Origin of the sequence: Thermomonospora cellulosilytica, assembly GCF_014138835.1 — a bacterium.
GTDB classification, from domain to species: Bacteria; Actinomycetota; Actinomycetes; order Streptosporangiales; family Streptosporangiaceae; genus Thermomonospora; species Thermomonospora amylolytica.
Map to the genome: position 1 here is coordinate 4,562,281 of NZ_JACJII010000001.1, position 25,095 is coordinate 4,587,375.

The window sequence follows — 25,095 nt, forward strand, 5'->3', positions numbered from 1 at the left end:
CAAGCGGCAAGAGCAATCTTGCTCAGTGCCGCCGCTGTTGCCGGAGGGGAGGAACGATGAGCGAGCCGATCGCGCTCGTCTTCGAGGATCGGGAGTACACCGCGGCGCGGCTGGAGGCGCTGGCCGGCGGGCTGGCCGAGACGCTGGCGCGGCGCGGGGTGCGGGCCGGGCGGCGGGTGGCGCTGATGTCGTCCAACCGGCCCGAGTTCGTGGTGGCGGTACGGGCGATCTGGCGGCTGGGCGCGGCGGTCGTGCTGCTCAGCCCGGCGTGGAAGCGCGCCGAGGCCGAGCACGCCCTGGCCGTCACCGAGCCCTCGCACGCCGTGGGCGACCACCCGGTGCTGGCCGAGCTGATGCCGATGCTGCACCTGGACGAGCCCATCGAGCCGTCGGACGCGCCGGCCCCCGGGTTCCCTGACCCCGACCCGGCCGCCGACGCCGTGCTGGTGTTCAGCTCCGGCACCACCGGGATGCCCAAGGCCGTCCGGCACACGCACGCCTCGTTCGGGGCCGCCGTCGCGCACTGGCGGGACGCGCTGGGGCTGACCGGCGGGGACCGCATCCAGATCACCACGCCGCCCTCGCACATCCTCGGCCTGCTCAACATCGTCACCGCGCTGGAGACGGGGGCCTGGATGCGGCTGCACCGCCGGTTCGACCTGGACCGGATGCTGCACCACATCGAGACCGACCGGATCACCGTCGAGATGGCGGTCGCGCCGATCGCGCTGGCGATGGCCTCCCACCCGAAGCTGGAGTCCTACGACCTGTCGTCGCTGCGCTACATCATGTGGGGCGCGACGCCGGTGACCGCGAGCGTCGCCGAGACCGTCACCCGGCGCACCGGGGTCGGCTGGGTGCCCGCCTACGGGGCCAGCGAGCTGCCCGTCATCGCCTGCAACCCGCTCGAGGGGGCGCGGCTGGACAGCGCGGGACGCCCCGTTCCCGGGGTGGAGCTGCGGGTGGTGTCGCTGGAGACCGGGGAGCCGGTCGGACCCGGGGAGACCGGCGAGATCCAGGCGCGGTCGCCGTCGCTGATGGCCGGCTACCTGCCGGCGGAGGCGACCGCGGAGGCGTTCGACGACGGCTGGTACCGCACCGGAGACGTGGGCCACGTCGACGCCGACGGCTGGGTGCGGCTCACCGACCGCTCCAAGGAGATGATCAAGGTCCGCGGGTTCCAGGTCGCGCCCGCCGAGGTGGAGGCGGTGCTGCACGGCCACCCGGCCGTCGCCGACTGCGCGGTGTTCGGGGTCCCCGACGAGGCGGACGGGGAGGCCGTGGTCGCCGCCGTCCAAGCCGCCCGCGAGGTCGATCCCGGCGAGCTGGTCGCGCTGGTCGGCGAGCGGCTGGCCTCCTACAAGCGGCCGAGCCGGGTGGTGCTCGTGCCCGAGATCCCGCGCCTGCCCTCCGGCAAGGTGCTGCGCCGAGTGCTGAAGGAGCGCCATGGACGCGCGTCTGACCACTGAGCAGCGGGAGCTGCGCGACGCCGCCGCCCGGCTGGCCGGCGAGCTGGGCCCCGGCTCCGTCCTCGACCTGGACGACGCCGACCGCGTCGCCCGGCTGGAGAAGGCGGTCGCCGCGACCGGCTGGCGGACCCTGCGCTCGGACGGGGCGTCCGGGGTGGAGGTCGCCCTCGTCGCCGAGGAGTTCGCGCGCGGGCTGGTCGACGTCCCGTTCACCGGCCCCGTGCTCGCCGACGACCTGCACCCGGACGCCGACGGCGACCTGTGGACGATCGCGGTGGACGCCGAGGCGGCCGACGCCCGGGGCGTCGAGCGGGTCCTCGCCCTCGCCGGCCGCCGGATCATGGCGGGCCGGGTCGGGTCCGTCGTCCCCGGCGTCGACCTGACCCGCCGGAACGCCCAGGTCCTCGGCCCGCTCGAACCGGTCGGCGAGGTCACCGCCGGGCAGGCCGAGCGGTGGCGGGCGCTGGCGCTGGTCGTCACCTGCGCCGACCTGCTCGGGGCCGCCCGCGGCGCGCACCGCCTGGCCTGCGAGTACGCCAAGGTCCGCAGGCAGTACGGCAATCCGATCGGCTCCTACCAGGCCGTGGCGCACATGCTCGCCGAGGGCCTGGCCCTGATCGAGGGCTCGGTGAGCGTGCTGCGGCACGCCGCCTGGGCGGTCGACGAGCTGACCCCGGCCGAGGCGGTCCACGCCGCCCGCGTCGCCAAGCTCTACTGCGCCCGCGCCGCGCGGACCGTCTGCGAGACGTCCGTCCAGGTGCACGGCGGCGTCGGCAACACCTGGGAGTGCCTGGCCCACGTCTACCTGCGCCGGGTGCTGGCGTCCACCGACCTGTTCCCCGTCCGCCTGGAGGAGATCGACCTTGGACTTTCGTGACTCGCCCGAGGAGGCGGCCTTCCGGGAGCGCCTGCGGGCCTGGCTGTCCGAGCGGGCCGGGACGTTCCCGACCTCGGGGGACGACTACTGGCGGCGGCAGGGCGAATGGCACCGGGCGCTGTACGCGGCCGGGTTCTTCGGCCTGTCGTGGCCCCGCGAGTACGGCGGTCACGAACTGCCGCCGGTCTACGACGTGATCCTCGACGAGGAGCTGGCGCGGGCCGGCGCCCCGCCCCGGCCGAGCCTGGGCTACCTGGTCCAGGGGCTGGGCCGGCACGGCAGCGAGGAGCTGCGGCGGCGCTTCCTGCCCGGGATGATCAACGGCACCGAACGCTGGTGCCAGGGGTTCAGCGAGCCCGGCGCCGGATCGGACCTGGCCTCGCTGACCACCACCGCCACCCGGGACGGCGACGAGTACGTCGTGCACGGCCACAAGATCTGGACCAGCTATAGCGACGTCGCCGACTGGTGCCTGCTGCTGGCCCGCACCGACCCCGACGCGCCCCGCCACAAGGGCATCTCGGCGTTCGTCGTCTCGATGCACCAGCCCGGCGTCGAGCAGCGCCCGCTGAAGATGATCAACGGGGTGACCACCGAGTTCGGCCAGGTGCTCTTCGACGGCGCGCGGGTGCCCGCCGACCAGATGGTGGGCGCGCCGGGCGAGGGCTGGAAGCTGGCGATGACGGTGGTCGGGCACGAGCGGGAGCCGTCCACGCTGGGCTTCACCGCCCGGTACGGCAAGCTGGTCCGCACCCTGGCCGCCCGGGTCGAGGGCGCCCCGCCCGCCGAGCTGGCCTGGGCGGCGGTGCAGGCCGAGATGCTCCGGCTGCACGTCCGGCGGCGGCTGTCGGAGCAGCTCGACGGGGTCTCGCACGGCCCCCAGGGCTCGCTGGACAAGCTGCTGATGACCTGGGTGGAGCAGGACGTGGGCCACGCGGCGCTGGCCATGGGCGGCACCCGCGACCCCGAACTGCTCGGCGCCTACCTCTACAGCCGCGCGCAGAGCGTCATGGGCGGCACCTCGCAGATCCAGAAGAACATCATCGCCTCGCGGATCCTCGGATTGGGAGCCTGACGTGTACGACATGCCGGAGGAGATCCGGGTCCGCGCGGACGGCCCGCTGCGGATCATCACCCTGAACCGGCCCGACGCGCTCAACGCCGTCAACCACGACCTGCACACCGGGCTGGCGCGGCTGTGGCCGCGGCTGAGCGAGGACCGCGGCGCCCGCGCCGCCGTGCTCACCGGCGGCGGCAGGGCGTTCTCGGCGGGCGGCGACTTCGCCTACCTGGACGAGCTGAGGCAGGACGCGGAACTGCGCGCCCGGACCATCGCGCACGGCCGGGACATCGTCCTGGGCATGGCGCGCTGCCGGATTCCGGTGGTCGCCGCCGTCAACGGTCCCGCCGTGGGGCTGGGCTGCAGCCTGGTGGCGCTCAGCGACGTGGTCTACATGGCCGAGAACGCCTACCTCGCCGACCCGCACGTCCAGGTCGGGCTGGTGGCGGCCGACGGCGGCCCGCTCACCTGGCCGCTGCACACCAGCCTGCACTGGGCCAAGGAGTACGCGCTCACCGGGGCGCGCATCCCGGCGGCGCGGGCCCTGGAGATGGGGCTGGCCAACCATGTGGTCGCCGATCCGCTGGCCGAGGCCCTGGCCTGCGCCAAGAAGATCGCCGAGCTGCCGCGCCAGGCGGTGGAGAGCACCAAGCGGCTGCTCAACATGCATCTGGAACGCGCGGTGCTGGCCACCCTGGACTTCGCCACCACAGCCGAGGAACAGTCGTTCCAGACCGAGGACTTCCGCGCGGTCATCGCCGGGCTGACCGGCGGCGCATAGCCGAAGGGGCGGGCCCCGGTTTCCACGCTTCCGGAGCCCGCCCCTTCATCCGTCCGGGACGAGCGCTCACTTCGGGGGGAACCGGAGCGCCCCGTCCAGACGGATGACCTCGCCGTTGAGATAGTCGTTCTCGCAGATGTGCTGGACCAGGGCCGCGTACTCGTCGGACCGGCCCATCCGCCTGGGGTGCGGGACCTGCGGACCCCAGTGGGCCTCCAGCCTGTCGCCCGCCGCGCCGTAGGCCGGGGTCAGGAAGGTGCCCGGGGCGATCGTGACCACCCGGATGCCCACGGGGGACAGGTCGCGGGCGGCGACCAGGGTCATGCCGACCACCCCGCCCTTGGCGGCGGCGTAGGGGAGCTGCCCGACCTGGCCCTCGTAGGCGGCGATCGAGGCGGTGTTGACGATGACGCCGCGGCCCTCCCCGGCCGGCTCCTGCCGGGCCATGGCGGCGGCGGCCAGGCGCATCACGTTGAACACCGCGGTCAGGTAGTACTCGATGGTGGTGCGGAAGCCGTCCAGGTCCAGCGGGCTGCCGTCCCTGCCGATCAGCCGGCCTCCGCTCGCCGGGCCGCCGTGGGCGTCCACCGAGATCCGCAGCGGGCCCGCCGCCTCGGCCTCGGCCAGCGCCGCCCGCACGTCGTCCTCGCTGGTGGCGTCGGTGCGCACGTAGCGGACGCCCAGCTCGGCCTCCAGCGCCTTGCCCCTGTCGTCGTTGACGTCGGCGACCACGACCTCGGCCCCCGCCGCGCGCAGCCGGCGGACCGTGGCCTCGCCCAGCCCGCCCGTCCCGCCGACCACGATCGCGGAGCTCCCACTGATCTGCATTGAGTTTCCCTCTCTTGCGAGCCAGGATCTTGCTGAGAGAGAATAGCATTCTCATGAATATCGTGACGATCCTCGACAAGGCGGCCGCCGCCGGCGACCGGACGGCGGTGACGGCCGGGGGCCGCTCGCTGACCGCCTCCGAGCTGCGGCGTCTCGCCCGCGCCGCCGCCCGGCGGTTCCAGGGCCGCCCGGCCGTCCTGTACCTGGGCGCCAACCACCTCGCCTATCCGGTGGCCCTCTTCGGAGCGGCCCTGGCGGGCGTGCCGTTCGTCCCGCTCAACTACCGGCTGGGCGACCACCAGCTGACCGCCCTCCAGGAACGCCACCCGGGCGCCCTCGTGCTGCGGCCCGCCGACCTCGACGGCTTCGTCGAGGACGCCGAACGCGACGCGGACACCGGCGGCCCGGAGCCGGGCGGCGGCCAGGACTCGGTGGCCGTGCTGCTCTACACCAGCGGCACGACCGCCGAGCCCAAGGCCGCGGTGCTGCGGCACAGGCACCTGCTCGCGTACGTGACGAACACGCTGAAGTTCGCCTCCGCCAAGGAGGGCGACGCGGCGCTGGTGGCGGTCCCGCCGTACCACGTCGCCGGGCTGGCCAACCTGCTGGCGAACCTGTGGATGGGCCGCCGGGTGGTCTACATGGCCTCGTTCGACCCGCGGGGGTGGCTGGAGACCGTACGGCGCGAACGGATCACGCACGCGCTGCTGGTGCCGACGATGCTGGCGCGGATCGTCGCCGAGGTGCGCGGCGACGACGCCGGGACCCCGACGCTGCGCAGCATCTCCTACGGCGGCGCGCGCACCCCGCTGCCCGTGCTGGAACGGGCGATGCGGATCTTCCCGAAGACCGGGTTCGTCAACGTCTACGGGCTGACCGAGACGGCCTCCTCGATCGCCGCGCTCGGGCCGAAGGACCACCGCGAGGCGCTGGAGTCCACCGACCCGAAGGTGCGGGCCCGGCTCCAGTCGGTGGGCCGGGCGCTGCCGGGGACCGAGTTCCAGATCCGCCGCGAGGACGGCGCACCGGTCGGCGCGGGCGAGCCCGGGCTGGTGTTCGTGCGCGGCGCGCAGATCTCGGGCGAGTACGGCGGGGGGCTCGCCCTGGACGCCGAGGGCTGGTTCGCCACCCGGGACCGGGGGTGGCTGGACGCCGACGGCTACCTGTTCATCGAGGGACGCGCCGACGACACCATCATCCGGGGCGGCGAGAACATCGCCCCCGCCGAGATCGAGGACGTCCTGCTGGCCCACCCCGGGGTCGCCGAGGCGGCCGTGGTCGGCGTGCCCGATCCCGAGTGGGGACAGCGGATCGTCGCCGTCTGCGTCGGCGACGGGGACCCCGACGACATCCGGCGCTGGGTCCGGGACCGGCTGCGCTCCGCCAAGACCCCCGACGCCGTCGTGTTCCGCGCGGACCTGCCGAAGACCGACACCGGGAAGGTGCTGCGCCGCGTCCTGCTGAACGAGTTGGAGAAGACCCATGCCTGAAGCGGTCATCGTGTCCGCCCTGCGCACCCCCATCGGCACCGCGTTCAAGGGGACCCTGCGCGACACCACCGCCTACGACCTGGCCGACCACGTGGTGAGCGCGGCGGCGTCCGGCCTGGACCCGGCCCTGATCGACGACGTCGTCCTGGGCGAGGGCCTGTACGGCGGCGGCGTGGTGGCCCGCCACGCCGCCATCACCGCCGGGCTCACCGGGGTGCCCGGGCTGGCCGCCAACCGGCACTGCGCCGCCGGCCAGTCCGCCGTGCAGGCCGCCGCCGCGAGCATCCGCGCCGGCATGGACGAGCTGATCATCGCCGGCGGCGTCAACTCCGCCTCCACCGCGCCGCGGTCCCGCCGCCGGGTCGGCGAGGACTGGGCCGACTGGTTCCCGCCCACCCACCCGGACCGGCCGGACGCCCCCAACCTGGACATGTCCATCACCGTGGGCTGGAACGCGGCCGTCAGGGCGGGCGTGACCCGCGAGGAGATGGACGCCTGGGCGCTGCGCTCGCACCGCAACGCGATCCGCGCCATCGACGAGGGCCGCTTCGAGGCCGAGATCGTCCCCGTCAAGACCCCGCACGGGCTGTTCTCCGTGGACGAGCACCCGCGCCGCGACACCACCCTGGAGAAGCTGGCCTCGCTCAAGCCGCTGCACCCGGAGATCGAGGGCTTCAGCATCACCGCGGGCAACGCCAGCGGCGCCAACGACGGCGCCGCCGCCCTGGTCGTCGCCAATGACCGGGTGGCCGCCGCGCAGGGCCTGCCGGTGCTGGCCACCATCCGGTCGTGGGCGTCGGTCGGCGTCGACCCGGCCGAGACCGGGCTGGCCCCCGTCAAGGCCATCCCCAAGGCCCTGGCCCGCGCCGCGCTCTCGCCCGCCGAGGTCGACCTGTTCGAGATCAACGAGGCGTTCGCGGCGATGTGCGTGGCCACCGTCGGGATGCTCGGCCTGGACCCCGACCGGGTGAACGTGAACGGCAGCGGCTGCTCCCTCGGCCACCCCGTCGCCGCCACCGGCGCGCGGATGATCGTCACCCTGGTGCACGAACTGCGCCGGCGCGGCGGCGGCATCGGCGTGGCCGCGATGTGCGCGGGCGGCGGGATGGGCTCGGCCACGGTCATCGAGGTCCCGGCCCCGTGAGCATCGTGCGGAGGGCGCGGTGACGGACGTCCGCGAGCTGGTCGCGTCGGCGCGGAGCGGATCGATCCGCTCGGCCGGCCGGCTGCTCAGCCTGGTCGAGGGCGAACGCCGCGAAGAGGTGCTGGCGGCCCTCGACCCGGCCGCGGCCTCCGCCCGGGTCGTCGGGGTGACCGGCCCGCCCGGCGCGGGCAAGTCGACGACCATCGGGGCGCTGGTCGGGGCGTACCGGCAACGCGGCCTGCGGGTGGCGGTGCTCGCGGTCGACCCGTCCTCGCCGTACAGCGGCGGCGCGCTGCTCGGCGACCGGATCCGGATGGCGGCGCACGCCACCGACCCCGGGGTGCTGATCCGCTCGCTGGCGACCCGCGGGCATCTGGGCGGGCTGGCCGCCGCCGTGCCCGCGGCGGTCCGGGTGCTGGCCGCGCTGGACTACGACCTGGTCCTGCTGGAGACGGTGGGCGTCGGCCAGTCGGAGATCGAGATCGCCGCCGTGGCCGACCCGACGATCGTGGTGCTCACGCCGGGTGCGGGCGACGCCGTCCAGGCCGCCAAGGCCGGGCTGCTGGAGGTCGCCGACCTGCTGGTGGTCAACAAGGCCGACCGCGACGGCGCCGACCGGACCGTCCGCGACCTGCGCACCGAGATCGGCGTCCCGATCCTGAAACTGGTCGCCGCCAAGGGCGAGGGCCTGCCCGAACTGGTCGAGGCGATCGAGACCCACCACCGCGCCGACACCCTCACCCGGCGGACGGCCCGCGCGCACGCGCAGATCCTCTCGCTGGCCCAGACGCGCCTGCGTTCCCACCCCGACCTGGCCCGCCTGGCGGCCGACGTCGCCGCCGGCCGCCGCGACCCCTACACCGCCGCGGACCTGCTTGTCCGGGGGAGCGGCCCCCCAGACCCTCCGGACCACCGCATCCTCACCGATCCGTCCTCGCTCGCCTAGCGGCTCGCTCCGGGCGGATCGGCTGCGGTGCGCGGTGTCCCGGGCCGCCGCGGAAGTTCCGAGGGCTCCGCCCCCGGACCCCGGCCCGTTCCCGTCGGCTCGTCCTCACTCCGTGAAGCGCAGCAGGGCCTCCTGGGCGTACGAGGCGACGAGCGCGCCGTCCTCGGTGAGCACGTCGCCCCGGCCGAAGCAGCGGCCGTGCGCCAGCAGCGGGCTGTGCTGGCGGAGCAGCAGCCAGGCGTCGGTGCGGAACGGCCGGTGGAACCACAGGGTGTGCGAGGTGACGGCGGAGGCGAACGCCCTGCCCGCGTCCCGCTGGGAGATGCCGTCCAGCGGGCGCAGCGCCGTGCCGATGAGGGTCAGGTCGGTCGCGTACGCCGTCAGCGCCGGGGCCAGGCCGGGGTCCACCTCCGGGGTGCGCGTCCACAGCTCCAGCTCGGGCGCCTCCGGCTTGGGGGAGTCCAGGTCGGCGGTGGTGCGGACCTCCCAGGGCAGCAGGCCGAGGTCCACCCGGTGCTCGGCCCCGAGGACGGGCGGGACCGGCTGGACGGTCTGGTGCTCGCGCCCGTTCTCGGCGGCGTGCAGGGACACCGAGGCGGTGGCGATGGCGCCGGGGGTCTGCCGGGCGACGATCGTCAGCGTCGCGAACGTGCCGCCTTCGTGGTGGCGCTCCACCTCGTACCGGACGGGCTCCTCGGCGCTCCCCGCGCGGGGGAACAGCACGTGCAGCGACTTGACGGCCTTGCCGGGACAGGTCAGGGCGGCGGCCCGGACGAACTGGGCCAGCAGCTGCCCGCCGAACAGCCGGTGATAGGCCAGCCGCTGGTTGCGGCCCGCGAACCCCTCGTCCGCGGATCCGTCCAGGTCGAGGCAGGCGAGCAGGTCGCTCCACAGGTCGTGCACGGGCGCTCCCGACGTATGGTATAGATCGATTCTCCGTATCGAGAATAACATTCTCGTGTTGGCCGGCGCACCGGACCGCGGTTTGTCGAACGATGGACCCCGGCTTGGGTGCCTTTGTGGCGGTCCGGGAAATACGCCCTGGCATGGAGGCTCACGACGAGCTCCGCAGGCGGGGCGAGGAGGCCGGGTACGACCGGATCCACGCCGCGGCCCGGCGGCTGTTCGCCCAGCTGGGCTATGACGGGACCACCACGGAGATGATCGCCGACGCGGCCGGGGTGGACCGGCAGGAGGTCGTGGCCGCGGGCGGCCGGGCCGGGCTGTACCGGAGGGTGCTCGAGCGCTTCCACCGGGAGCAGTGCGAGATGCTGGACCGGGCCGCCGAGGAGATCCCGCCGGACGCCGACCGGATGCGCGCCCTCATGGACCGCGTCCTGGACTTCTACCTCGGGCACCTGGAGGGCCTGGCCATCTGGCAGCAGCGCGCCATGTCGGACGCGGCGGACATGACCGACCTCGAGGAGCTCTACCGGGACCCGGTCCATCAGCGGGCCGTGCGGATCCTGGGGGCCGACATCGCGGACAACGCCGAGTTCCAGATGCTGTTCAGCGTGTTCGGCTGGTGCCTGTCGGGATTCGCCGTCCTCGGGATCCCCCTCCCCGGCGGTCCGGCGCTGGAGCCCGAGGATCCCCACGCCCAAGCGCTGTTCCGCGAGTACATGACCGAACTGCTCGACCGGCTCCGCCCGCGGTGAGGCGCCGCCTTCAACCGAGGTCCGCGATGATCTGGGGAAGGTCGACCGTCGTGCGGATGCCCGGGGGCGCGGCGCACACGAACGGCACGGCGTTGACGGCGCGGTTGGCCGTGTAGCCGGGCGAGGTCGCGGCCATCCGTTCCAGCGGCACCGGGAAGCGCATGTCGACGTCGAGCGGCGCGTCGCCGTCCACCGCGATGTGCCAGCCGGTGGGCCGGACGTCCCAGGCGGGTTCGAGCTCGGTGGTGCAGTACCAGGTGGCGCGGAAGCTCAGCACCGGCCGGCCGCCCCGAAGGCCAGACACGGTGATCCGCTGCGCGGCCACCGTTCCCTTCTCCAGGGTCCCCGCCGCGATGCGGGTCGTGCGGCGCGCCGTGGCGACCTCGCCGCCCGCCTCCAGATCGTCCAGCGGCATCGACAGCGCCTCGGCCACGAGGAGCAATGACGGGCCGAAGCTGATCCGCCCGTGCGCCAGCCGGCCCTCGTCCAGCTCGGCGGGCGGACTGCCGAAACCCATCAGGCCGAACAGCAGCTCCGGCGAGTTCCGTCGCGACAGGTCGGCGAACTCGCTGATCACCAGCCCGTCCAGCCGCCGCTGGATCGAGGTGAGCACCAGCGGGACGGCCTCGGTGACGAACCCGGGGCTGCTGCCCGTGCTGTGGATCGAGGCTCCGCCGCGCTCGCAGGCGGCCTCGACCCGCTCGCGCACCGCGGGCTCCAGGCCCGCGGGCCGGTGGAACTCGCCCCGGGTGGTGACCACGTTCGCGCCCGACTCCAGCAGCCGGCACACCTCGTCGAAGTCGCACACGGCCGGCATGTAGAGGACGCAGTCGGCGCCGAGCGCCAGGATCTCCTCGACGTCCCCGGTCGCCCTGACGCCGGTCGGGCCGAGCCCGCACAGCTCGCCCGCGTCCGTGCCCGCCTTGGCCGGGGAGTGGACGTACACGCCCGCCAGGTCCAGGACCGGATGCTCGATGACGGCGCGCAGGGCGCGGGTCCCGATGTTCCCGGTCGCCCACTGCACGACCCGGTACCGCGGCGCGCGGCCCGGCCGCTCGACTCCTGACGTGGTCATGGAACCACCCTCCGTCCGGTTGGCGGAACGGTATTCTCAGTTTCGGAGACGGTCAATACCGGATCGGGTGATGATCTTCTGTGCAGCTCCGTGGCCCGGAGGGCGGAGCCGGTCCGGCTCGTCCCCCGACACTCCTCCTGGCAGGTCTTTTCTCCGTATGCATGGTTGATTCTCTTCTCAGGAGAAGTTAGTTTCCTCTCACCGAGAGCACGGTGCCGGTCTGGCCCACCTGAGTCATCACCAACCGGTCGGGGGCTTACCGAGGAGGAGAACCGTGAGACTGCAAAGAACCCTCGTCGCCCTCACGGCGGTGGCACTGCTCACCGCCGCCTGCGGCCGGAGCGGCTCCGGCGTCGAGGAGGAGACCGGCGCGGGCGGCGCCGCCGGACCCGCCGCGACCGGCGACTTCGGCGACCTGCGGGACATCTGCGGGCCCGGCGACCCCAAGAGCTCGCCCGCCCAGGGCGTCACCGCCGAGCAGATCGAGGTCGGCGTCTTCACCGACATGGGCTTCAGCAAGAAGTCGGAGTTCGTCGACGCCGCCAAGGTCTTCACCACCTGGTGCAACGAGGCGGGCGGCATCAAGGGCCGCAAGCTGGTCGCCAACACCCGCGACTCCAAGCTGCTCGAGGTCCGCCAGCGGATGATCGAGTCCTGCCGGGAGGACTTCGCCCTCGTCGGCGGCGGCGCGGCGCTGGACGCCATGGGGGTCAAGGAGCGGCTGTCGTGCCTGCTGCCGGCCTTCCCCGCGCAGACCAGCCAGGTCGGCAACACCGGCTCGGAGCTGCAGTTCGAGACGGTCGCCGGCGGTCCGTCCTACAGCCCGTACGGCGGCTTCTACACCTGGCTGCTGAAGGAGGCCTACCCGGGCTCGGCCGAGAACGTCGGGGTCATCTCCGGCGACTCCCCGGTCACCAAGGTCCTCGAACTGCAGACCAAGCAGGCGCTGACGGCCGCCGGCGGGACGGTCGGCTACAGCGAGCTGTACCCGGCCCAGGGCGTGTCGGACTGGACCCCCTACGCCCAGGCCATCAAGAGCAAGGGCGTCAAGGGCCTGGTCTTCCTCGGCGACTTCCGCAGCCTGGCCAAGCTCGAGCAGGTGCTCACCAACATCGACTACAAGCTCGACTGGATCGACGCCAACAGCAACTCCTACGGCCCGGAGTTCCTGCAACTGGCGGGCCCGGCCGTCGCCGGGCAGAACAACCTGCTGGACCTCGGCGGCGTCCACCCGCTGGAGAAGGCCGACGCCAACCCCGCCACCAGGCAGGTGGTCGAGCTGTTCAAGAAGCACGCGCCGGGCAAGCCGGTGACGCTCCAGGTGGTGCGCGCCTTCGTGGCCTGGACGCTGTTCGCCAAGGCCGCCTCCTCGTGCGGTGACGACCTCACCCGCAGGTGCGTCGTGGAGGCCGCGGCCAAGGAGACCGCCTGGACCGGCGGCGGCCTGCAGGCCCCCGTCGACCTGAGCGACTCCGACGCCCCGGCCAAGTGCTTCAACGTCGAGCAGGCCACCCCGGACGGCTGGAAGCCGGCCGACTTCAAGCCCGACACGGGCGCCTACCGCTGCAACGCCCCGGCGATCAAGTTCACCGACCCCGGCGGCAAGCCGCTGACCCTCGCCGACGTCGGCAAGAGCATGAGCGACGTCAAGTAATGGAGCAGTTCCTCATCTTCGGTGTCGTGGGTCTGAGCACCGGCGCCATCTACGCCGTCATCGGCAGCGGCCTGGTGCTCACCTACACCACCACCGGCGTGTTCAACTTCGCGCACGGTGCGGCGGGCATGCTGGCGGCGTTCGCCTACTGGCAGCTGTCCGTCGGGTGGGGCTGGCCGGTCCCGCTGGCCCTCGCCGTGGTGCTGCTGGTGCTCGCCCCCCTGTTCGGCCTGCTGGTCGAGAAGGTGGTCCTGCGGCCGGTGCAGCACCTCGGCGAGGCCGAACGGCTGGTGATGACGGTCGCCCTGCTGAGCGGCCTGATCGCCGCGGCCCGGTGGATCTGGGACCCCAACGTCCCGCGGCCGCTGTCGACGTTCTTCGCCGACCGGGAGCCGTTCCGCCTCGGCCCGGCCACGGTCACCTGGCACCAGGCGATCACCATGGCCGTCGCGGTGGCGGTGGCGCTGGGCCTGTGGATCCTGCTGTACCGGACGCGGACCGGCACGGAGATGAGGGCGACCGTCGACGACCGGGCGCTGGTCGGCCTCACCGGGGCCGACCCGCTCCGGGCCGGCCGGGCCGCCTGGATCCTCGGCACCCAGCTGGCGGCGGTCGGCGGCATCCTCATCGCCCCGACCGTCGCCCTGGACGCCAACCAGCTCTCCCTGCTGATCGTCAGCGCCTACACCGCGGCCATCTTCGGCCGGCTGCGCAGCCTGCCGCTGACCTTCCTCGGCGCGATCGTGGTCGGCTGCCTGGAGAGCTACCTGACCGGCTACCTGCCGCAGAACCCCTACCTGCCGGGGCTGCGGCTGGCCGCCCCGGCGCTGCTGCTGCTGTCGGCGCTGCTGCTGTTCCCGCACGGGCGGCTGCGCGGCCGGGACCGCAGGCTGCGCCCCGTCCCGACCCCGACTATGCGCGGGACGCTGGTCTTCGCCGGGACGATCGTCGGCCTCGCCGTGGTGCTGGCGACGGTGCTGGGCGAGGAGCACGTCATCTCCTACGGGCCGATGTTCTCCCTGGGCGTGGTGGCGCTGTCGTTCGTGCCGCTGGCCGGGTACGCGGGCCAGATCTCGCTGTGCCAGATGAGCATCGCCGGCATCGGCGCGATCGTGTGGGGACAGCTCGGCGCGGACGGGCAGCCGTGGGCGCTGGCGGCCGCGATGGCGATCGCCGCCCTGGTTGGAGCGCTGATCGCGCTGCCCGCCATGCGGCTGTCGGGGGTGTACCTGGCGCTGGGGACGGCCGCGTTCGCGGTGATCCTGGACCGCTGGATCTTCACCCTGCCGTCGCTGGAACTGCTCGGGGTGCGGATCTCGCTGTTCGACCAGGGTTCGGTGGAGATGGCCGGGCCGTCGCTGCCGGGCCTGCGGCTGGACGAGCAGTGGGAGCTGATGCTGCTGGCCGCGGTCTGCCTGGCCGCCGCCTCGGTCGGCGTGGCGGCGCTGCGGCTGAGCCGGTTCGGGCGGCGGCTGATCGCGCTGCGCGACAGCGAGGCCGCCTACGCCACCCTCGGCGGCAGCCTGCTGGCCGCCAAGATCGCGGTGTTCGCGCTGAGCGCCGGGATCGCCGGGCTCGGCGGCGCGCTGTACGGGATGCAGCTGCAGTCGGTCACCGCCGAGCAGTTCACCTTCGTGGCGGGCCTGCCGATCTTCCTGATCGCGGTGATCGGGGGGCTGGGCTCGGTCGGCAACGGGCTGTTCACCGGCGTGGCGTACCTGGGGCCGGTGCACGCGCTGACCAGCGCGGCGTCCTGGCTGCAGAACCCGGTCCACCTGCTGCCCGCGCTGGCCGGGATGGGCTTCGCCCGCCATCCCGAAGGGATCGTGCCGGGAATGCGGCACGGCTGGGAGCCGATCGTGCGCAACCGGGCCACCGTGACCGCCCTGCTCGGCGGGCTGGCGCTGCTGTGGGCGGCGCGGCTGGCCGACCTGATCGGCGGCTGGACGCTCTTCCTGGCCGCCCTGGCCTGGGCGCTGGCGCTGCGGACGTACGCCCGCGCGCAGGAGGCCCGCACCACCGTCGTACCGGACGTCCCGGTCGAGTGGCGGGGCGTGCGGCGGCCCTGGCGCCCGGAGGACGAGGAGGTGCTGGCCCGTGGGCTCGCTGCAGGTTAGCGACGTGACGGTCGCGTTCGGCGGCCACCGGGCGCTGGACGGGGTCGGCCTGACCGCCGAGCCCGGCCGGGTGACCGGGCTGATCGGGCCGAACGGGGCCGGCAAGAGCACCCTGTTCGACGTGGTGTCCGGGCTGCGCCGGCCCTCGGCCGGGCGGGTGCTGCTGGACGGCCGGGACGTCACCCGGCTGGGACCGGCCCGCCGCGCCCGCTGCGGGCTGGCCCGCACGTTCCAGCGGCTGGAGCTGTTCGGCCGGCTCAGCGTCCGCGACAACCTGCGGGTCGCCGCCGAGCTGGGCCCCGAACGGCGGCGCGCGGACCGGGTCGTGGCGGAGCTCCTCGACCGGCTCGGCCTGGCCCCGATCGCCGACGCCCACGCCGACACGCTGCCCACCGGGGTCGCCCGGCTGGTCGAGGTGGGCCGGGCGCTGGCCGCCCGCCCCACGCTCCTGCTGCTGGACGAGCCCGCGGCGGGCCAGGACGGCGAGGAGACCGAGCGGTTCGCGGCGCTGCTGCGCTCGCTGGCCGGCGACGGCGTCGCCGTCGTGCTGGTCGAGCACGACATGGGCCTGGTGATGAGCGTGTGCGACCAGGTCCACGTCCTCAACCTCGGAAAGATCATCTCCTCCGGCCCGCCCGAGGTGGTCCGAGGCGACGAGACGGTCCTGGCCGCCTACCTGGGGGACGCGTGACACCGCTGCTGGAACTGCGCGAGATCCGCGCCGGCTACGACGGCATCGCCGCGCTGCACGGCGTCGACCTGACCGTCGGCGCCGGCGAGGTGGTGGCCCTGCTCGGCCCGAACGGGGCCGGCAAGACGACCACGCTGAAGGTCGCCGCGGGCGTGCATCCGGCCGGCTCCGGCCGGCTGCTGCTCGGCGGCCGTGACGTGACCGGGGCGAACCCCCGCGACCTGGCCCGCGCCGGGGTCTGCCTGATCCCCGAGGGCCGCGGCGTGTTCCCCAACCTGTCGGTCCGCGAGAACCTCTGGATGATGACCTTCACCGGTCGTTCCCGCGCGGAGATCGAGGAGATCGCCTTCGCGCGGTTCCCGATCCTGGCCGAGCGGGCCGGGCAGGCGGCCGGGACCCTGTCCGGCGGCGAGCAGCAGATGCTGGCGCTCGCCCGGGGACTGGCCACCGACCCCGCCGTGCTGCTGCTGGACGAGCTGTCCATGGGCCTGGCCCCGCTGGTCGTGGCCCGGCTGTACGAGCAGGTCGCCGAGATCGCCCGGCAGGGCGTGGCGGTGCTGGTCGTCGAGCAGTTCGCCGCCGCCGTCCTGGACATCGCCGACCGCGCCGCCGTGATGGTGCGGGGCCGCATCGAACGCACCGGCCGCCCCGACGACGGGCTGCGCACCGAACTGTCCGCCCTCTACCTGGGGAGTGCAACGTGACCTCGACCGAGACGCGCGCGGACCGCTTCGTCCGCGAACTGGCGGAGCTGAAGATCCCCGACCCCGCCGCCGGGCGGGCCGCCCTGTGGCTGCGCCTCGGCGGAGCGCTGATGGCGGCCGGCCTGGCGCTCGGGGCGGCGGCGTACCTCATGGCGCACGGCACCCAGAACCCGCTCGCCCAGCGGGACGCCCTGGCGCTGGGGCTGGGCGGCGTCGCCGCGAGCGTGGTGGGCTCCGCGCTGTTCCTGCGGTACTCGCTGACCGGCTTCCTGCGGTTCTGGATGGCCCGCCAGTCCTACGACCTGACCCTGCTCGCCGATTGTCTGCTCGAAAAGGACATCCGCCATGACCTCACCAGCACCGACCCTGCGACCCGGTGACCAGCTCGCCAGCACCGTCTGCGGCACCCGGGTGGTCGTCGTCCGCGCGCCGGCCGGCGAGCGGCCCGGGATCGAGTGCGGCGGCCGCCCCATGGTGCCCGCGACCGCCGCGCCGCAGCAGCCGCCGTCCGACGGCGGCGACGCCGCCACGCTGATCGGCAAGCGCTACGTCAACGCCGCCGGGACGCTCGAGGTGCTGTGCATCTCCTCCGGCGCCGGCGAGCTGAGCTGCGACGGCGTTCCCATGACCCTCAAGGCGGCCAAGCCGCTGCCCGCCTCCGACTGAAGGGAAAGCCATGAACCGCGACGACATGATCCTGATCAGCGTCGACGACCACATCATCGAGCCGCCCGACATGTTCGTGAACCACCTGCCGGAGCGGTACAAGGCCGACGCGCCGCGGCTGGTGCACCGCGACGACGGCAGCGACGTGTGGCAGTTCCGGGACACGGTGATCCCCAACGCCGCGCTGAACGCGGTCGCCGGCCGGCCCAAGGAGGAGTACGGGCTGGAGCCGCAGGGCCTGGACGAGATCCGCCCCGGCTGTTACGACGTGCACGAGCGCGTCAAGGACATGAACGCCGGCGGCATCCTGGCCTCGATGAACTTCCCCTCGTTCCCCGGCTTCGCGGCCCGGCTGTTCGCCACCGAGGACCACGACTTCTCGCTGGCCCTGGTGCGCGCCTACAACGACTGGCACATCGACGAGTGGTGCGGCGCCTACCCGGGCCGGTTCATCCCGATGGCGCTGCCGGTGATCTGGGACCCGGAGGCGTGCGCGGCCGAGATCCGCCGGGTCGCGGCCAAGGGCTGCCACTCGCTGACCTTCAGCGAGAACCCGGCCGCGATGGGCTACCCGAGCTTCCACAGCGAGCACTGGGACCCGGTGTGGCGGGCGCTGTGCGACACCGGCACCGTGCTGAACGTGCACATCGGCTCCTCGGGCCGGCTGGCGGTCCCGGCGGTGGACTCCCCGCCGGACGTGATGATCACCCTGCAGCCGATGAACATCGTCTCGGCCGCCGCCGACCTGCTGTGGTCGCGGGTGATCAAGGAGTTCCCCGGCATCCGCATCGCGCTGTCCGAGGGCGGCACCGGCTGGATCCCGTACTTCCTGGAGCGGGTGGACCGCACGTTCGAGATGCACGCCACCTGGACGCTGCAGGACTTCGGCGGCAGGCTGCCCAGCGAGGTGTTCCGGGAGCACTTCCTGACCTGCTTCATCAGCGACCCGCTGGGCGTGAGGCTGCGGCACGAGATCGGCATCGACAACATCTGCTGGGAGGCCGACTACCCGCACAGCGACTCGATGTGGCCCGGCGCCCCCGAGGAACTGCACGAGGTGCTGGTGCGCCATGACGTTCCCGACGACGACATCAACAAGATGACCCACGAGAACGCCATGCGCTGGTACTCCTTCGACCCGTTCAAGCACGTCCCGCGCGAGCAGGCCACCGTCGGAGCCCTGCGGGCCGCGTCCGCCGACCACGACGTGTCCGTCCAGTCCCGCAGCAAGCGCATCATCGACCCCTCCGAGAAGCTGGCCGGCTACCGCGAGCGCGCCAAGCGGGCGGTGGAAGCCGCCCGATGAGCGAGCCGCAGGCGAGCGGGGAGCACGCGCGCGATCTCGTTCTGACCGAACGGGTCGGCAACGTGCTCGTGGTGACCATGAACCGGCCCGAGGCGCGCAACGCCCTCGACCCCGGGCTGATGGACGGGCTGACGGCGGTGCTGCGGTCCGCCGACGCCGACCCCGAGGTCCGCGCGGTGGTGCTGACCGGCGCGGGCACGGTGTTCTGCGCCGGGCTGGACCTGAAGGCGTTCGCGCGCGGAGCCGACTTCAAGAAGCTGCTGTGGTTCTACCACCGGGGCATCGCGACCCCGGTGGTGGCCGCGCTGAACGGCTCCGCGTTCGCCGGCGGGTTCGAGCTGCTGCTGGCCTGCGACCTGGTCGTCGCCGCCGAGGGCGCCCGGCTCGGGATGACCGAGGTCAAGCGGGGCCTGTTCGCCGGCGGCGGGGGGACGCTGCTGTCGCGGCGGGTGCCCACGGCGGTCGCGATGGAGATGGGGCTGACCGGCGACCCGGTCACCGCCGAACGCGCCTACGAGTTCGGACTGGTCAACCGGGTGGTGCCCGCCGACCGGGTGCTGCCCGAGGCGCTCGCGCTGGCCGGGCGGATCGCCGAGAACGGCCCGCTCGGCGTGGCGATGACCAAGAAGCTGATGCGCGAGCGCCGCTGGTGCACCCCCGACGAGGTCGCGGCGGTGTTCGGCAGCGCCGACGCCAAGGAGGGCGCCCGGGCGTTCGCCGAACGCCGGCCGCCGGTGTGGACGGGAAGGTGACCGTGGACTTCGAGCTGAGCGACGAGCAGCGGATGTTCCGCCGGACGCTGCGGGACTTCGCCGACAAGGAGATCATGCCGGTCGCTTCCGAGTGGGAGCGGACCGGCCGGTACCCGGACCAGATCGTCGAGCGGCTGCGGGAACTGGGGCTGTTCGGCCTGAACGTGCCCGAGGAGTACGGCGGGCTGGCCGCCGACCGGGTCTGCTACGCGCTGGCGTTCGAGGAGATCGCCCGCGCCTGGCTGGGCGCGGCCGGGCTGTTCGGCCCGCACTCGGTCGCCTGCTGGATCGTCGCCCGCAACGGCACCCCGGAGCAGAAGCGGCGCTACCTGCCCCGGATGGCGACCGGCGAGCTGCGGTCGGGGATCTGCCTGACCGAGCCGGGCGCGGGCACCGACCTGCAGGGCATCGCGACCACGGCGGTGCGGGACGGCGACCACTACGTGGTGACGGGCGCCAAGACCTGGATCACCAACGCGCGGGTCGCCGGGGTGCTGCCCGTGCTGGTGAAGACCAGGCCGGGCGAGCGCTCCCCGCAGGCGCTGTCGGTGCTGCTGGTGGACACCGGCTCGCCCGGCTTCCAGGTCACCCGGGACCTGCCCAAGCTCGGTTACAAGGGCCCGGAGACCAGCGAGCTCGTCCTGGACCGGGTGCGGGTGCCGGTGGAGAACCTGCTGGGCGGCGAGGAGGGCCGCGGCATGCAGCAGGTCCTCGGCGGGCTGGAGATCGGCCGGATCAACATCGCCGCCCGGGCGGTCGGCGTCGCGCAGGCCGCCTACGACGCGGCGCTGGGCTACGCGCGGGAACGGGAGGCGTTCGGCCGCCCGATCTCCGACTTCCAGGCCATCCAGCTCAAGCTCGCCGACATGGCCACCGAGATCCAGGCGGCCCGGCTGCTGACCTACTGGGCGGCCGCGAGGTCCCAGGCCACCGGCGGCCGGGTGGACATGGAGGCGGGCATGGCCAAGATGTACGCCTCCGAGGTCGCCATCAGGTGCGCGCTGGAGTCGATGCGCATCCACGGCGGCTACGGCTACTCGGCCGAGTTCGTGGTCGAGCGGCTCTACCGGGACGCCCCGCTGATGGCCATCGGCGAGGGCACCAACGACGTCCAGCGCCTGGTCATCGCCAGATCCCTGGTGTCGGGGGCGGGGCGGCTGGGCTGGTGACCTCGGTGAGAACCCCCCGGCGGGTCGACCGCGTCCACGTCGAGGTCGCCGGGGTTCCGATGTCGGCGCTGGTGGGCGAGGCGCCGCGGCCGCGGGCCGTCGTCGTCGCCCTGCACGGGGGCGCGACGACGTCGGCGTACTGGGACGCGCCGAACCGGCCGCGGCTGTCGCTGCTGCGGACCGGCCCGGCGCTCGGCTTCACCGTCGTCGCCCTGGACCGGCCCGGCTACGGAGCCTCGGCGGCGCACACGGACCGGTTCGCCGATCCGGAACGGCGGGTCGATCTCGCCTACGGGGCGGTGGAGCGGCTGCTGGAGTCGCGTCCCCGGGGCGCGGGCGTCTTCGTGATGGCGCATTCGGTCGGCTGCGCGCTGGGAGTCCGGATGGCCGCCGACGAACGCGGCGCCGGACTGCTGGGCCTGGAGATCGCCGGAACCGGTCTGCACCGCCAGCCCCGCGCCGACGAGATCCTGGTGGAAAGGCACCGGGAACTCCTGGAGGGAGGGCGCCGGGACCGGCCGCCCGCGACCGGCCGGACCCCGAGGGCGGAGGGCGGCGGGCTGCGCGACCTCATCTGGGGGCCGGACCGCCTCTACCCGGCCGACGTCGCCGGCGGTGCCGGTATCGCCTCCTCCACCCCCGGATACGAGGGGATCGAGGTGCGGCACTGGCGGCGGACCCTCCCCGGCCTCGCGGCCCGGATCCGCGTCCCCGTGCACTACAGCCTCGGCGACCACGAGCAGGTCTGGCGGTCCGGCCCGGCGGCGCTGGCCGAGGTGGCGGCCCTGTTCACCGCGTCGCCGCGGGTCGTGGTCCACGAGCAGGTGGACGGCGGCCACAACCTGAGCCTCGGGCTGTCGGCCATGGCCTACCACCTCGAGGTGCTGTCGTTCGTCGAGGAGTGCGTCCTGGCCCGCGAGGCGGCCGCCCGCCGAACGCATCGACAAGGAGCCCTGTGATGAATCTGGCCATGATCTGCGACATGGTCGCCGACGGGATGGGCGACCGCGTCCTGCTCGGCGGCCGGTCCGGCGGCCTGACCGGTGGACGGTTGCGCGCCAGGGCGACGGCCGGCGCCGCCTTCGTCGCCTCGGCGGGCGCGGACCGGCTGGTCTACCTGGGCGGCAACGGCCCGGCGTTCCCCGTGGCGCTGTTCGCCGCGGCGCTGGCCGGGGTGCCGTTCCTGCCGCTGAACTACCGGCTCAGCGCCGAGCAGCTCGGTGACGTGATGAGCCGCCAGAAGTCGCCGCTGGTCGTCACCGACACCCCCGAACGGGTGCCCGGGGCGCGGACGGTCGGCCTGGAGGAGTTCTGCGCCCTGCCCGCCGCGCAGGCCGCGCCGCGCTCGGCGTACGACATCGACGCCGAGGAGATCGCGGTGCTGCTGATGACCAGCGGCACCACCGCCGCCCCCAAGAGCGCGGTGCTGCGGCACCGGCACCTGGTGTCGTACCTGTTCGGCTCGGTGGAGTTCGGCTCGGCCGACGAGACCGACGCCACGCTGGTCAGCGTTCCGCCGTACCACATCGCGGCGGTCGCGAACGCGCTGTCCAACCTGTACTCGGGGCGGCGGGTGGTCTACCTCGACCACTTCACCGCCGCGGACTGGCTGGACACCGTCGAACGCGAGCACGTCACGCACGCGATGGTGGTGCCGACCATGCTGGTGCGGATCGTCGCCGAGCTGAAGGCCCGCGGGCGGCGGACCCCCGCGCACCTGCGGTCCCTGTCGTACGGGGGAGCGAAGGTCTCCGGCGAGGTGATCGCCGAGGCGCTGCGGCTGTTCCCGGACACCGGCTTCGTCAACGCCTACGGCCTCACCGAGACCGCCTCGTCCATCGCGGTGCTGGGACCGGAGGACCACCGCGAGGCGCTGGCCAGCCCCGACCCCGCCGTACGCGCCCGGCTGGGATCGGTCGGGCGGGCGCTGCCGTCGGTGGAGATCGAGGTCCACGACCCCGAGGGCAGGCCCTGCCCGCCGGGGGTGGTCGGCGACATCGTCGTGCGCGGCGACCAGGTGGCGGGGGAGTACGTCGAGTCGGGCAGCCGGGTCCGCGAGGACGGCTGGTTCCCCACCCGGGACCGCGGCCACCTGGACTCCGACGGGTTCCTGTTCGTGCAGGGACGCGCCGACGACACGATCATCCGGGGCGGCGAGAACATCGCGCCCGCCGAGATCGAGGACGTGCTCGCCCGCCACGAGGCGGTGCTGGAGTGCGCGGTCGCCGGGGTGCCCGACCTGGAGTGGGGCCAGCGCATCGCGGCGTTCGTCGTGCCCCGGCCGGGCCGCCGCCCCGAGCCTGAGGAACTGCGGGAATGGGTCCGCGAACGGCTGCGCAGCGCCAAGACCCCCGACGACGTGGTGATCCTGGAGGAGCTGCCGACCACGCCCACGGGCAAGATCCTGCGCCGTGAGCTCGTCGACATGGTGAGCACGGCGCGCCGGGACGCGGCGCGCCGCTGATGCGCCTCCACCGGCCGGCCGGGAGACGGCCCGCCGGCCGGCCGGGCGGCCGATCCCGCGGGGCGGCGCTGCGCGACGACCTGCTACCGGGTGGTATAACGGCCACGTCCCCATGCCGCCGTGGCCGGCGGAGGGTCGCGACGCCGGCTCCAGGGGATGGCCGGGAGGGTGTGTGAACAAGCAGGAGGCCGCCGCAGCCGTCAGGGGTTCCGGCGACGGCGCCGAGGCCGGGCGGCCCAGTCCTCGCGAGATACGGCGCCGGCAGCGGATCGAGCTGAGCCGCGAGCAGCTGCTGGAGACCGCCGAGGAGCTGTTCGCCAGGAACGGCTACTACGAGACCAGCCTCAAGGACGTGGCCGAGATGTGCGAGTTCTCGGTCGCCTCGATCTACTCCTTCTTCGACAGCAAGGAGGACCTCTACCTGGCGGTCCTGATGCGGCGCGGGGCGGGCCAGCGCGAGGAGATGGGCCGGCTGGCCGCCGAGGAGATGCCGGCCGGCGAACGGCTCGTCGCCATGGTCCGCGCCCAGATCGAGCACCGCCGCCGGTACCCCGCCTGGGGCCAGCTGCACGCCCAGATGACCAAGATCGGCGGCCGGGCCTCCGGCGACGTCCCCGAGCTCTACCGCACCTTCTACCAGGAGCTGGTCGGCCTGCTGGCCGGGGTCATCGCCGAGGGCCAGCACGAGGGCACCATCCGCCCGGGCGACCCGCACGCCCTGGCCCGGCTGTGCTCGGCCCTCATCGACAGCTTCACCCTGATGGACCCGGTCATCAGCACCGAGCCCGAGGGCATCGACGCCGAGGACTTCCTGCAGTTCGTCCGGGAGACCTTCACCACCGCCTGACGGCCGGGCTCACGGGGTCGGCGGCGGGGCCAGGAGACGGTCGATGACGGTGTGCAGGACGGTGCGGAAGTACTTGAGGGTCTCGGGGTCGTCGGCGCGTGTCATGCCCTGGCGGGGGGCCAGGATGCCGGTGCCGAGGAACCCGTTGATGGTCCACAGGATCACGCCGAGGAGCGCGAAGGCGCCGATGTCCTCGGGGACGTCGTCGCGGATCCGGCGGGCGGCCAGCTTGAGCAGAGGACGCATGTAGCGGTCCTCGATGTCGGTGATGTCGGCGGCGTCGGACACCGAACGGTGCTCCCACAGGGCCAGGTAGTCGGGATGTGCGGCGTAGAAGTCCAGGTAGGAGTCCGCGATCTGGTGGACGGCGGCGCGGCCGGACCCGGCCTCCTCGGTGGCGGCCTGCACCATGGCGTACTTGGCCTCGAAGAGGCGCTCCATCACCTGCAGGTACAGCTCGCGCTTGCCGCCGGCCAGCTCGACGATCGTGGAGGGCGGGACGCCGACGGCGTCGGCGATCATCTCGAGGGTGGTCACGTCGTAGCCGAGCCCCGCGAACAGGCGCGCGGCGACCTCGATGACCTGCTCCCTCGTAAGACCGTCGTCCATGCGAATCACGCTATTGCGCGTGCAGTGGAATATGCACATACCCCCCGTAAGGAATGCGCCAAGTGCTCCGCATAGTCCGTCTCGTGGGTATTTGCGGCGGGTCAGTCCCGGCCCATCCGGTCCTCGGCGGGCAGATGCTCGACCGTGACGCCGGTGCCGGTGCCGTGTCAGGCCGCCCGGCCGGACCGGCGCCGGTTCCGGACGGCGAGGAGGACGCCCGCCGTGGTGGCCCCGGACAGCCCGAGCATCAGGTCGCCGATGGTGTCGCGGTAGATCGTGACCGATTCGGGGGTGTCGAGGATGAAGACCCCGTACTCGAAGAACTCCCACACGATGGCGGTGATCGCCCCCGCGCCCGCGCACGACAGCGCCACCGCGGCGGGCGGGAACGAGCTCCACCGGCGCAGCGCCAGCCCCGCCGCGGCGGCCAGCAGGAACCAGTTGCCATAGTGGCAGGCGTCGTCGAACCAGCCGATGGTGTCGTACAGGTCGGCGGCGTTGCCCGCCACGTCGATGACGAACGGGGCCGTCAGCAGGGCGTCGACGTCCCACGGGTACGCGCCGCGCCGTCCGCGCAGCGCCCAGACCGCCCACACCGTCATGACGGCCAGGGGATAGGCGACCGCCCGGGCGCCCATGGCCTTGTCGGCGAAGCGGTCCCAGTGCGGGAAGAGCAGTGCCAGCGCCAGCAGGGCGACCAGGGCCGCCTTGAGCGACAGGGCGAGGGGGCGCCAGCGATCGGTGTTCATCGCGACAGGATGCCCGACGGAATGCGCGTCCGATACCCC

General features: G+C 73.6%; 25 protein-coding genes. 20 read left to right on the plus strand and 5 right to left on the minus strand.

Annotated elements, in window-relative coordinates; translation table 11 throughout:
• Positions 1-56 precede the first annotated feature (56 nt).
• Genes HNR21_RS21440 through HNR21_RS21455 form a run of 4 tightly spaced genes read left to right on the plus strand, consistent with a single transcriptional unit; the run spans position 57 to position 4,187 of the window.
• Positions 57-1,469 carry a class I adenylate-forming enzyme family protein gene (locus tag HNR21_RS21440; RefSeq protein WP_182706606.1) on the plus strand — a complete coding sequence of 471 codons (1,413 nt, stop codon included), beginning with the start codon at positions 57-59 and terminating at the stop codon, positions 1,467-1,469.
• On the plus strand, positions 1,447-2,346 hold the full coding sequence (locus tag HNR21_RS21445) for an acyl-CoA dehydrogenase family protein (RefSeq protein ID WP_182706607.1): 900 nt from the start codon (positions 1,447-1,449) through the stop codon (positions 2,344-2,346). Before HNR21_RS21440 ends, HNR21_RS21445 begins: the two co-directional genes overlap by 23 nt.
• Complete coding sequence (locus tag HNR21_RS21450) at positions 2,333-3,421, plus strand: acyl-CoA dehydrogenase family protein (protein WP_182706608.1); 1,089 nt, start codon at positions 2,333-2,335, stop codon at positions 3,419-3,421. Before HNR21_RS21445 ends, HNR21_RS21450 begins: the two co-directional genes overlap by 14 nt.
• Positions 3,422-3,431: 10 nt before the next feature.
• Positions 3,432-4,187, plus strand: coding sequence for an enoyl-CoA hydratase/isomerase family protein (locus HNR21_RS21455; protein WP_246444942.1), 756 nt, complete (start codon positions 3,432-3,434; stop codon positions 4,185-4,187).
• Positions 4,188-4,253: 66 nt separating this feature from the next.
• Here the strand turns inward: HNR21_RS21455 and HNR21_RS21460 are convergent, their stop codons facing one another.
• Positions 4,254-5,015, minus strand: coding sequence for an SDR family NAD(P)-dependent oxidoreductase (locus HNR21_RS21460; protein ID WP_182706610.1), 762 nt, complete (start codon positions 5,013-5,015; stop codon positions 4,254-4,256).
• 62 nt (positions 5,016-5,077) lie between these two features.
• On the opposite strand from HNR21_RS21460, the gene HNR21_RS21465 reads away from it, so the two are divergent.
• Genes HNR21_RS21465 through meaB form a run of 3 tightly spaced genes read left to right on the plus strand, consistent with a single transcriptional unit; the run spans position 5,078 to position 8,595 of the window.
• Positions 5,078-6,505: a class I adenylate-forming enzyme family protein gene (locus tag HNR21_RS21465; RefSeq protein WP_220500242.1), complete on the plus strand. Its 1,428-nt coding sequence runs from the start codon at positions 5,078-5,080 to the stop codon at positions 6,503-6,505.
• Positions 6,498-7,649, plus strand: a complete 1,152-nt coding sequence (locus tag HNR21_RS21470; RefSeq protein ID WP_182706612.1) for a thiolase family protein — start codon at positions 6,498-6,500, stop codon at positions 7,647-7,649. The genes HNR21_RS21465 and HNR21_RS21470 overlap by 8 nt, the downstream gene beginning before the upstream one ends.
• 19 nt (positions 7,650-7,668) lie before the next feature.
• A complete protein-coding gene (gene meaB / locus HNR21_RS21475; protein WP_182706613.1) occupies positions 7,669-8,595 on the plus strand; it encodes a methylmalonyl Co-A mutase-associated GTPase MeaB in 927 nt (308 codons plus the stop codon).
• A gap of 105 nt (positions 8,596-8,700) precedes the next feature.
• Here meaB and HNR21_RS21480 read toward each other — a convergent pair whose 3' ends face one another.
• A complete protein-coding gene (locus tag HNR21_RS21480) occupies positions 8,701-9,498 on the minus strand; it encodes an acyl-CoA thioesterase (RefSeq protein ID WP_182706614.1) in 798 nt (265 codons plus the stop codon).
• A gap of 143 nt (positions 9,499-9,641) precedes the next feature.
• Between HNR21_RS21480 and HNR21_RS21485 the strand changes: the two genes are divergently transcribed.
• Entirely contained in the window at positions 9,642-10,253 is a 612-nt protein-coding gene (locus HNR21_RS21485) for a TetR/AcrR family transcriptional regulator (protein WP_182706615.1), read from the plus strand.
• Between the two features lie 10 nt (positions 10,254-10,263).
• On the opposite strand, the gene HNR21_RS21490 is transcribed toward HNR21_RS21485, so the two are convergent.
• Entirely contained in the window at positions 10,264-11,328 is a 1,065-nt protein-coding gene (locus tag HNR21_RS21490; RefSeq protein WP_182706616.1) for an NAD(P)H-dependent amine dehydrogenase family protein, read from the minus strand.
• A 274-nt stretch (positions 11,329-11,602) separates the two neighbouring features.
• Between HNR21_RS21490 and HNR21_RS21495 the strand changes: the two genes are divergently transcribed.
• From HNR21_RS21495 to HNR21_RS21550, 12 genes are all read left to right on the plus strand, one after another.
• Positions 11,603-12,982 (plus strand): ABC transporter substrate-binding protein, encoded by a 1,380-nt coding sequence (locus HNR21_RS21495; RefSeq protein ID WP_220500243.1) that lies wholly within the window; start codon positions 11,603-11,605, stop codon positions 12,980-12,982.
• Positions 12,983-13,008: 26 nt separating this feature from the next.
• Positions 13,009-15,099 (plus strand): branched-chain amino acid ABC transporter permease, encoded by a 2,091-nt coding sequence (locus tag HNR21_RS21500; protein ID WP_220500244.1) that lies wholly within the window; start codon positions 13,009-13,011, stop codon positions 15,097-15,099.
• A 4-nt stretch (positions 15,100-15,103) separates the two neighbouring features.
• On the plus strand, positions 15,104-15,790 hold the full coding sequence (locus HNR21_RS21505; RefSeq protein ID WP_312881138.1) for an ABC transporter ATP-binding protein: 687 nt from the start codon (positions 15,104-15,106) through the stop codon (positions 15,788-15,790).
• A complete protein-coding gene (locus HNR21_RS21510) occupies positions 15,787-16,494 on the plus strand; it encodes an ABC transporter ATP-binding protein (protein WP_182706619.1) in 708 nt (235 codons plus the stop codon). Before HNR21_RS21505 ends, HNR21_RS21510 begins: the two co-directional genes overlap by 4 nt.
• Positions 16,491-16,874, plus strand: coding sequence for a hypothetical protein (locus HNR21_RS21515; RefSeq protein WP_182706620.1), 384 nt, complete (start codon positions 16,491-16,493; stop codon positions 16,872-16,874). Before HNR21_RS21510 ends, HNR21_RS21515 begins: the two co-directional genes overlap by 4 nt.
• Positions 16,840-17,160 carry a hypothetical protein gene (locus HNR21_RS21520; RefSeq protein WP_182706621.1) on the plus strand — a complete coding sequence of 107 codons (321 nt, stop codon included), beginning with the start codon at positions 16,840-16,842 and terminating at the stop codon, positions 17,158-17,160. Before HNR21_RS21515 ends, HNR21_RS21520 begins: the two co-directional genes overlap by 35 nt.
• A gap of 10 nt (positions 17,161-17,170) precedes the next feature.
• Complete coding sequence (locus HNR21_RS21525; protein ID WP_182706622.1) at positions 17,171-18,466, plus strand: amidohydrolase family protein; 1,296 nt, start codon at positions 17,171-17,173, stop codon at positions 18,464-18,466.
• Complete coding sequence (locus HNR21_RS21530; protein WP_182706623.1) at positions 18,463-19,218, plus strand: enoyl-CoA hydratase-related protein; 756 nt, start codon at positions 18,463-18,465, stop codon at positions 19,216-19,218. Before HNR21_RS21525 ends, HNR21_RS21530 begins: the two co-directional genes overlap by 4 nt.
• Positions 19,215-20,387 carry an acyl-CoA dehydrogenase family protein gene (locus HNR21_RS21535; protein ID WP_312881139.1) on the plus strand — a complete coding sequence of 391 codons (1,173 nt, stop codon included), beginning with the start codon at positions 19,215-19,217 and terminating at the stop codon, positions 20,385-20,387. Before HNR21_RS21530 ends, HNR21_RS21535 begins: the two co-directional genes overlap by 4 nt.
• 5 nt (positions 20,388-20,392) lie before the next feature.
• Positions 20,393-21,346, plus strand: coding sequence for an alpha/beta hydrolase (locus HNR21_RS21540; protein WP_312881141.1), 954 nt, complete (start codon positions 20,393-20,395; stop codon positions 21,344-21,346).
• Positions 21,346-22,851, plus strand: coding sequence for a class I adenylate-forming enzyme family protein (locus HNR21_RS21545; RefSeq protein WP_182706624.1), 1,506 nt, complete (start codon positions 21,346-21,348; stop codon positions 22,849-22,851). The genes HNR21_RS21540 and HNR21_RS21545 overlap by 1 nt, the downstream gene beginning before the upstream one ends.
• 172 nt (positions 22,852-23,023) lie before the next feature.
• Positions 23,024-23,698, plus strand: coding sequence for a TetR/AcrR family transcriptional regulator (locus tag HNR21_RS21550; RefSeq protein WP_182706625.1), 675 nt, complete (start codon positions 23,024-23,026; stop codon positions 23,696-23,698).
• A 9-nt stretch (positions 23,699-23,707) separates the two neighbouring features.
• Here the strand turns inward: HNR21_RS21550 and HNR21_RS21555 are convergent, their stop codons facing one another.
• Together HNR21_RS21555 and HNR21_RS21560 are read right to left on the minus strand one after the other, a co-directional pair.
• Positions 23,708-24,307, minus strand: a complete 600-nt coding sequence (locus tag HNR21_RS21555) for a TetR/AcrR family transcriptional regulator (RefSeq protein ID WP_182706626.1) — start codon at positions 24,305-24,307, stop codon at positions 23,708-23,710.
• Between the two features lie 167 nt (positions 24,308-24,474).
• The gene (locus HNR21_RS21560) at positions 24,475-25,056 is read right to left on the minus strand and encodes a DUF2238 domain-containing protein (RefSeq protein WP_182706627.1); all 582 of its coding nucleotides are present in this window, start codon (positions 25,054-25,056) and stop codon (positions 24,475-24,477) included.
• Between the last annotated feature and the right edge of the window lie 39 nt (positions 25,057-25,095).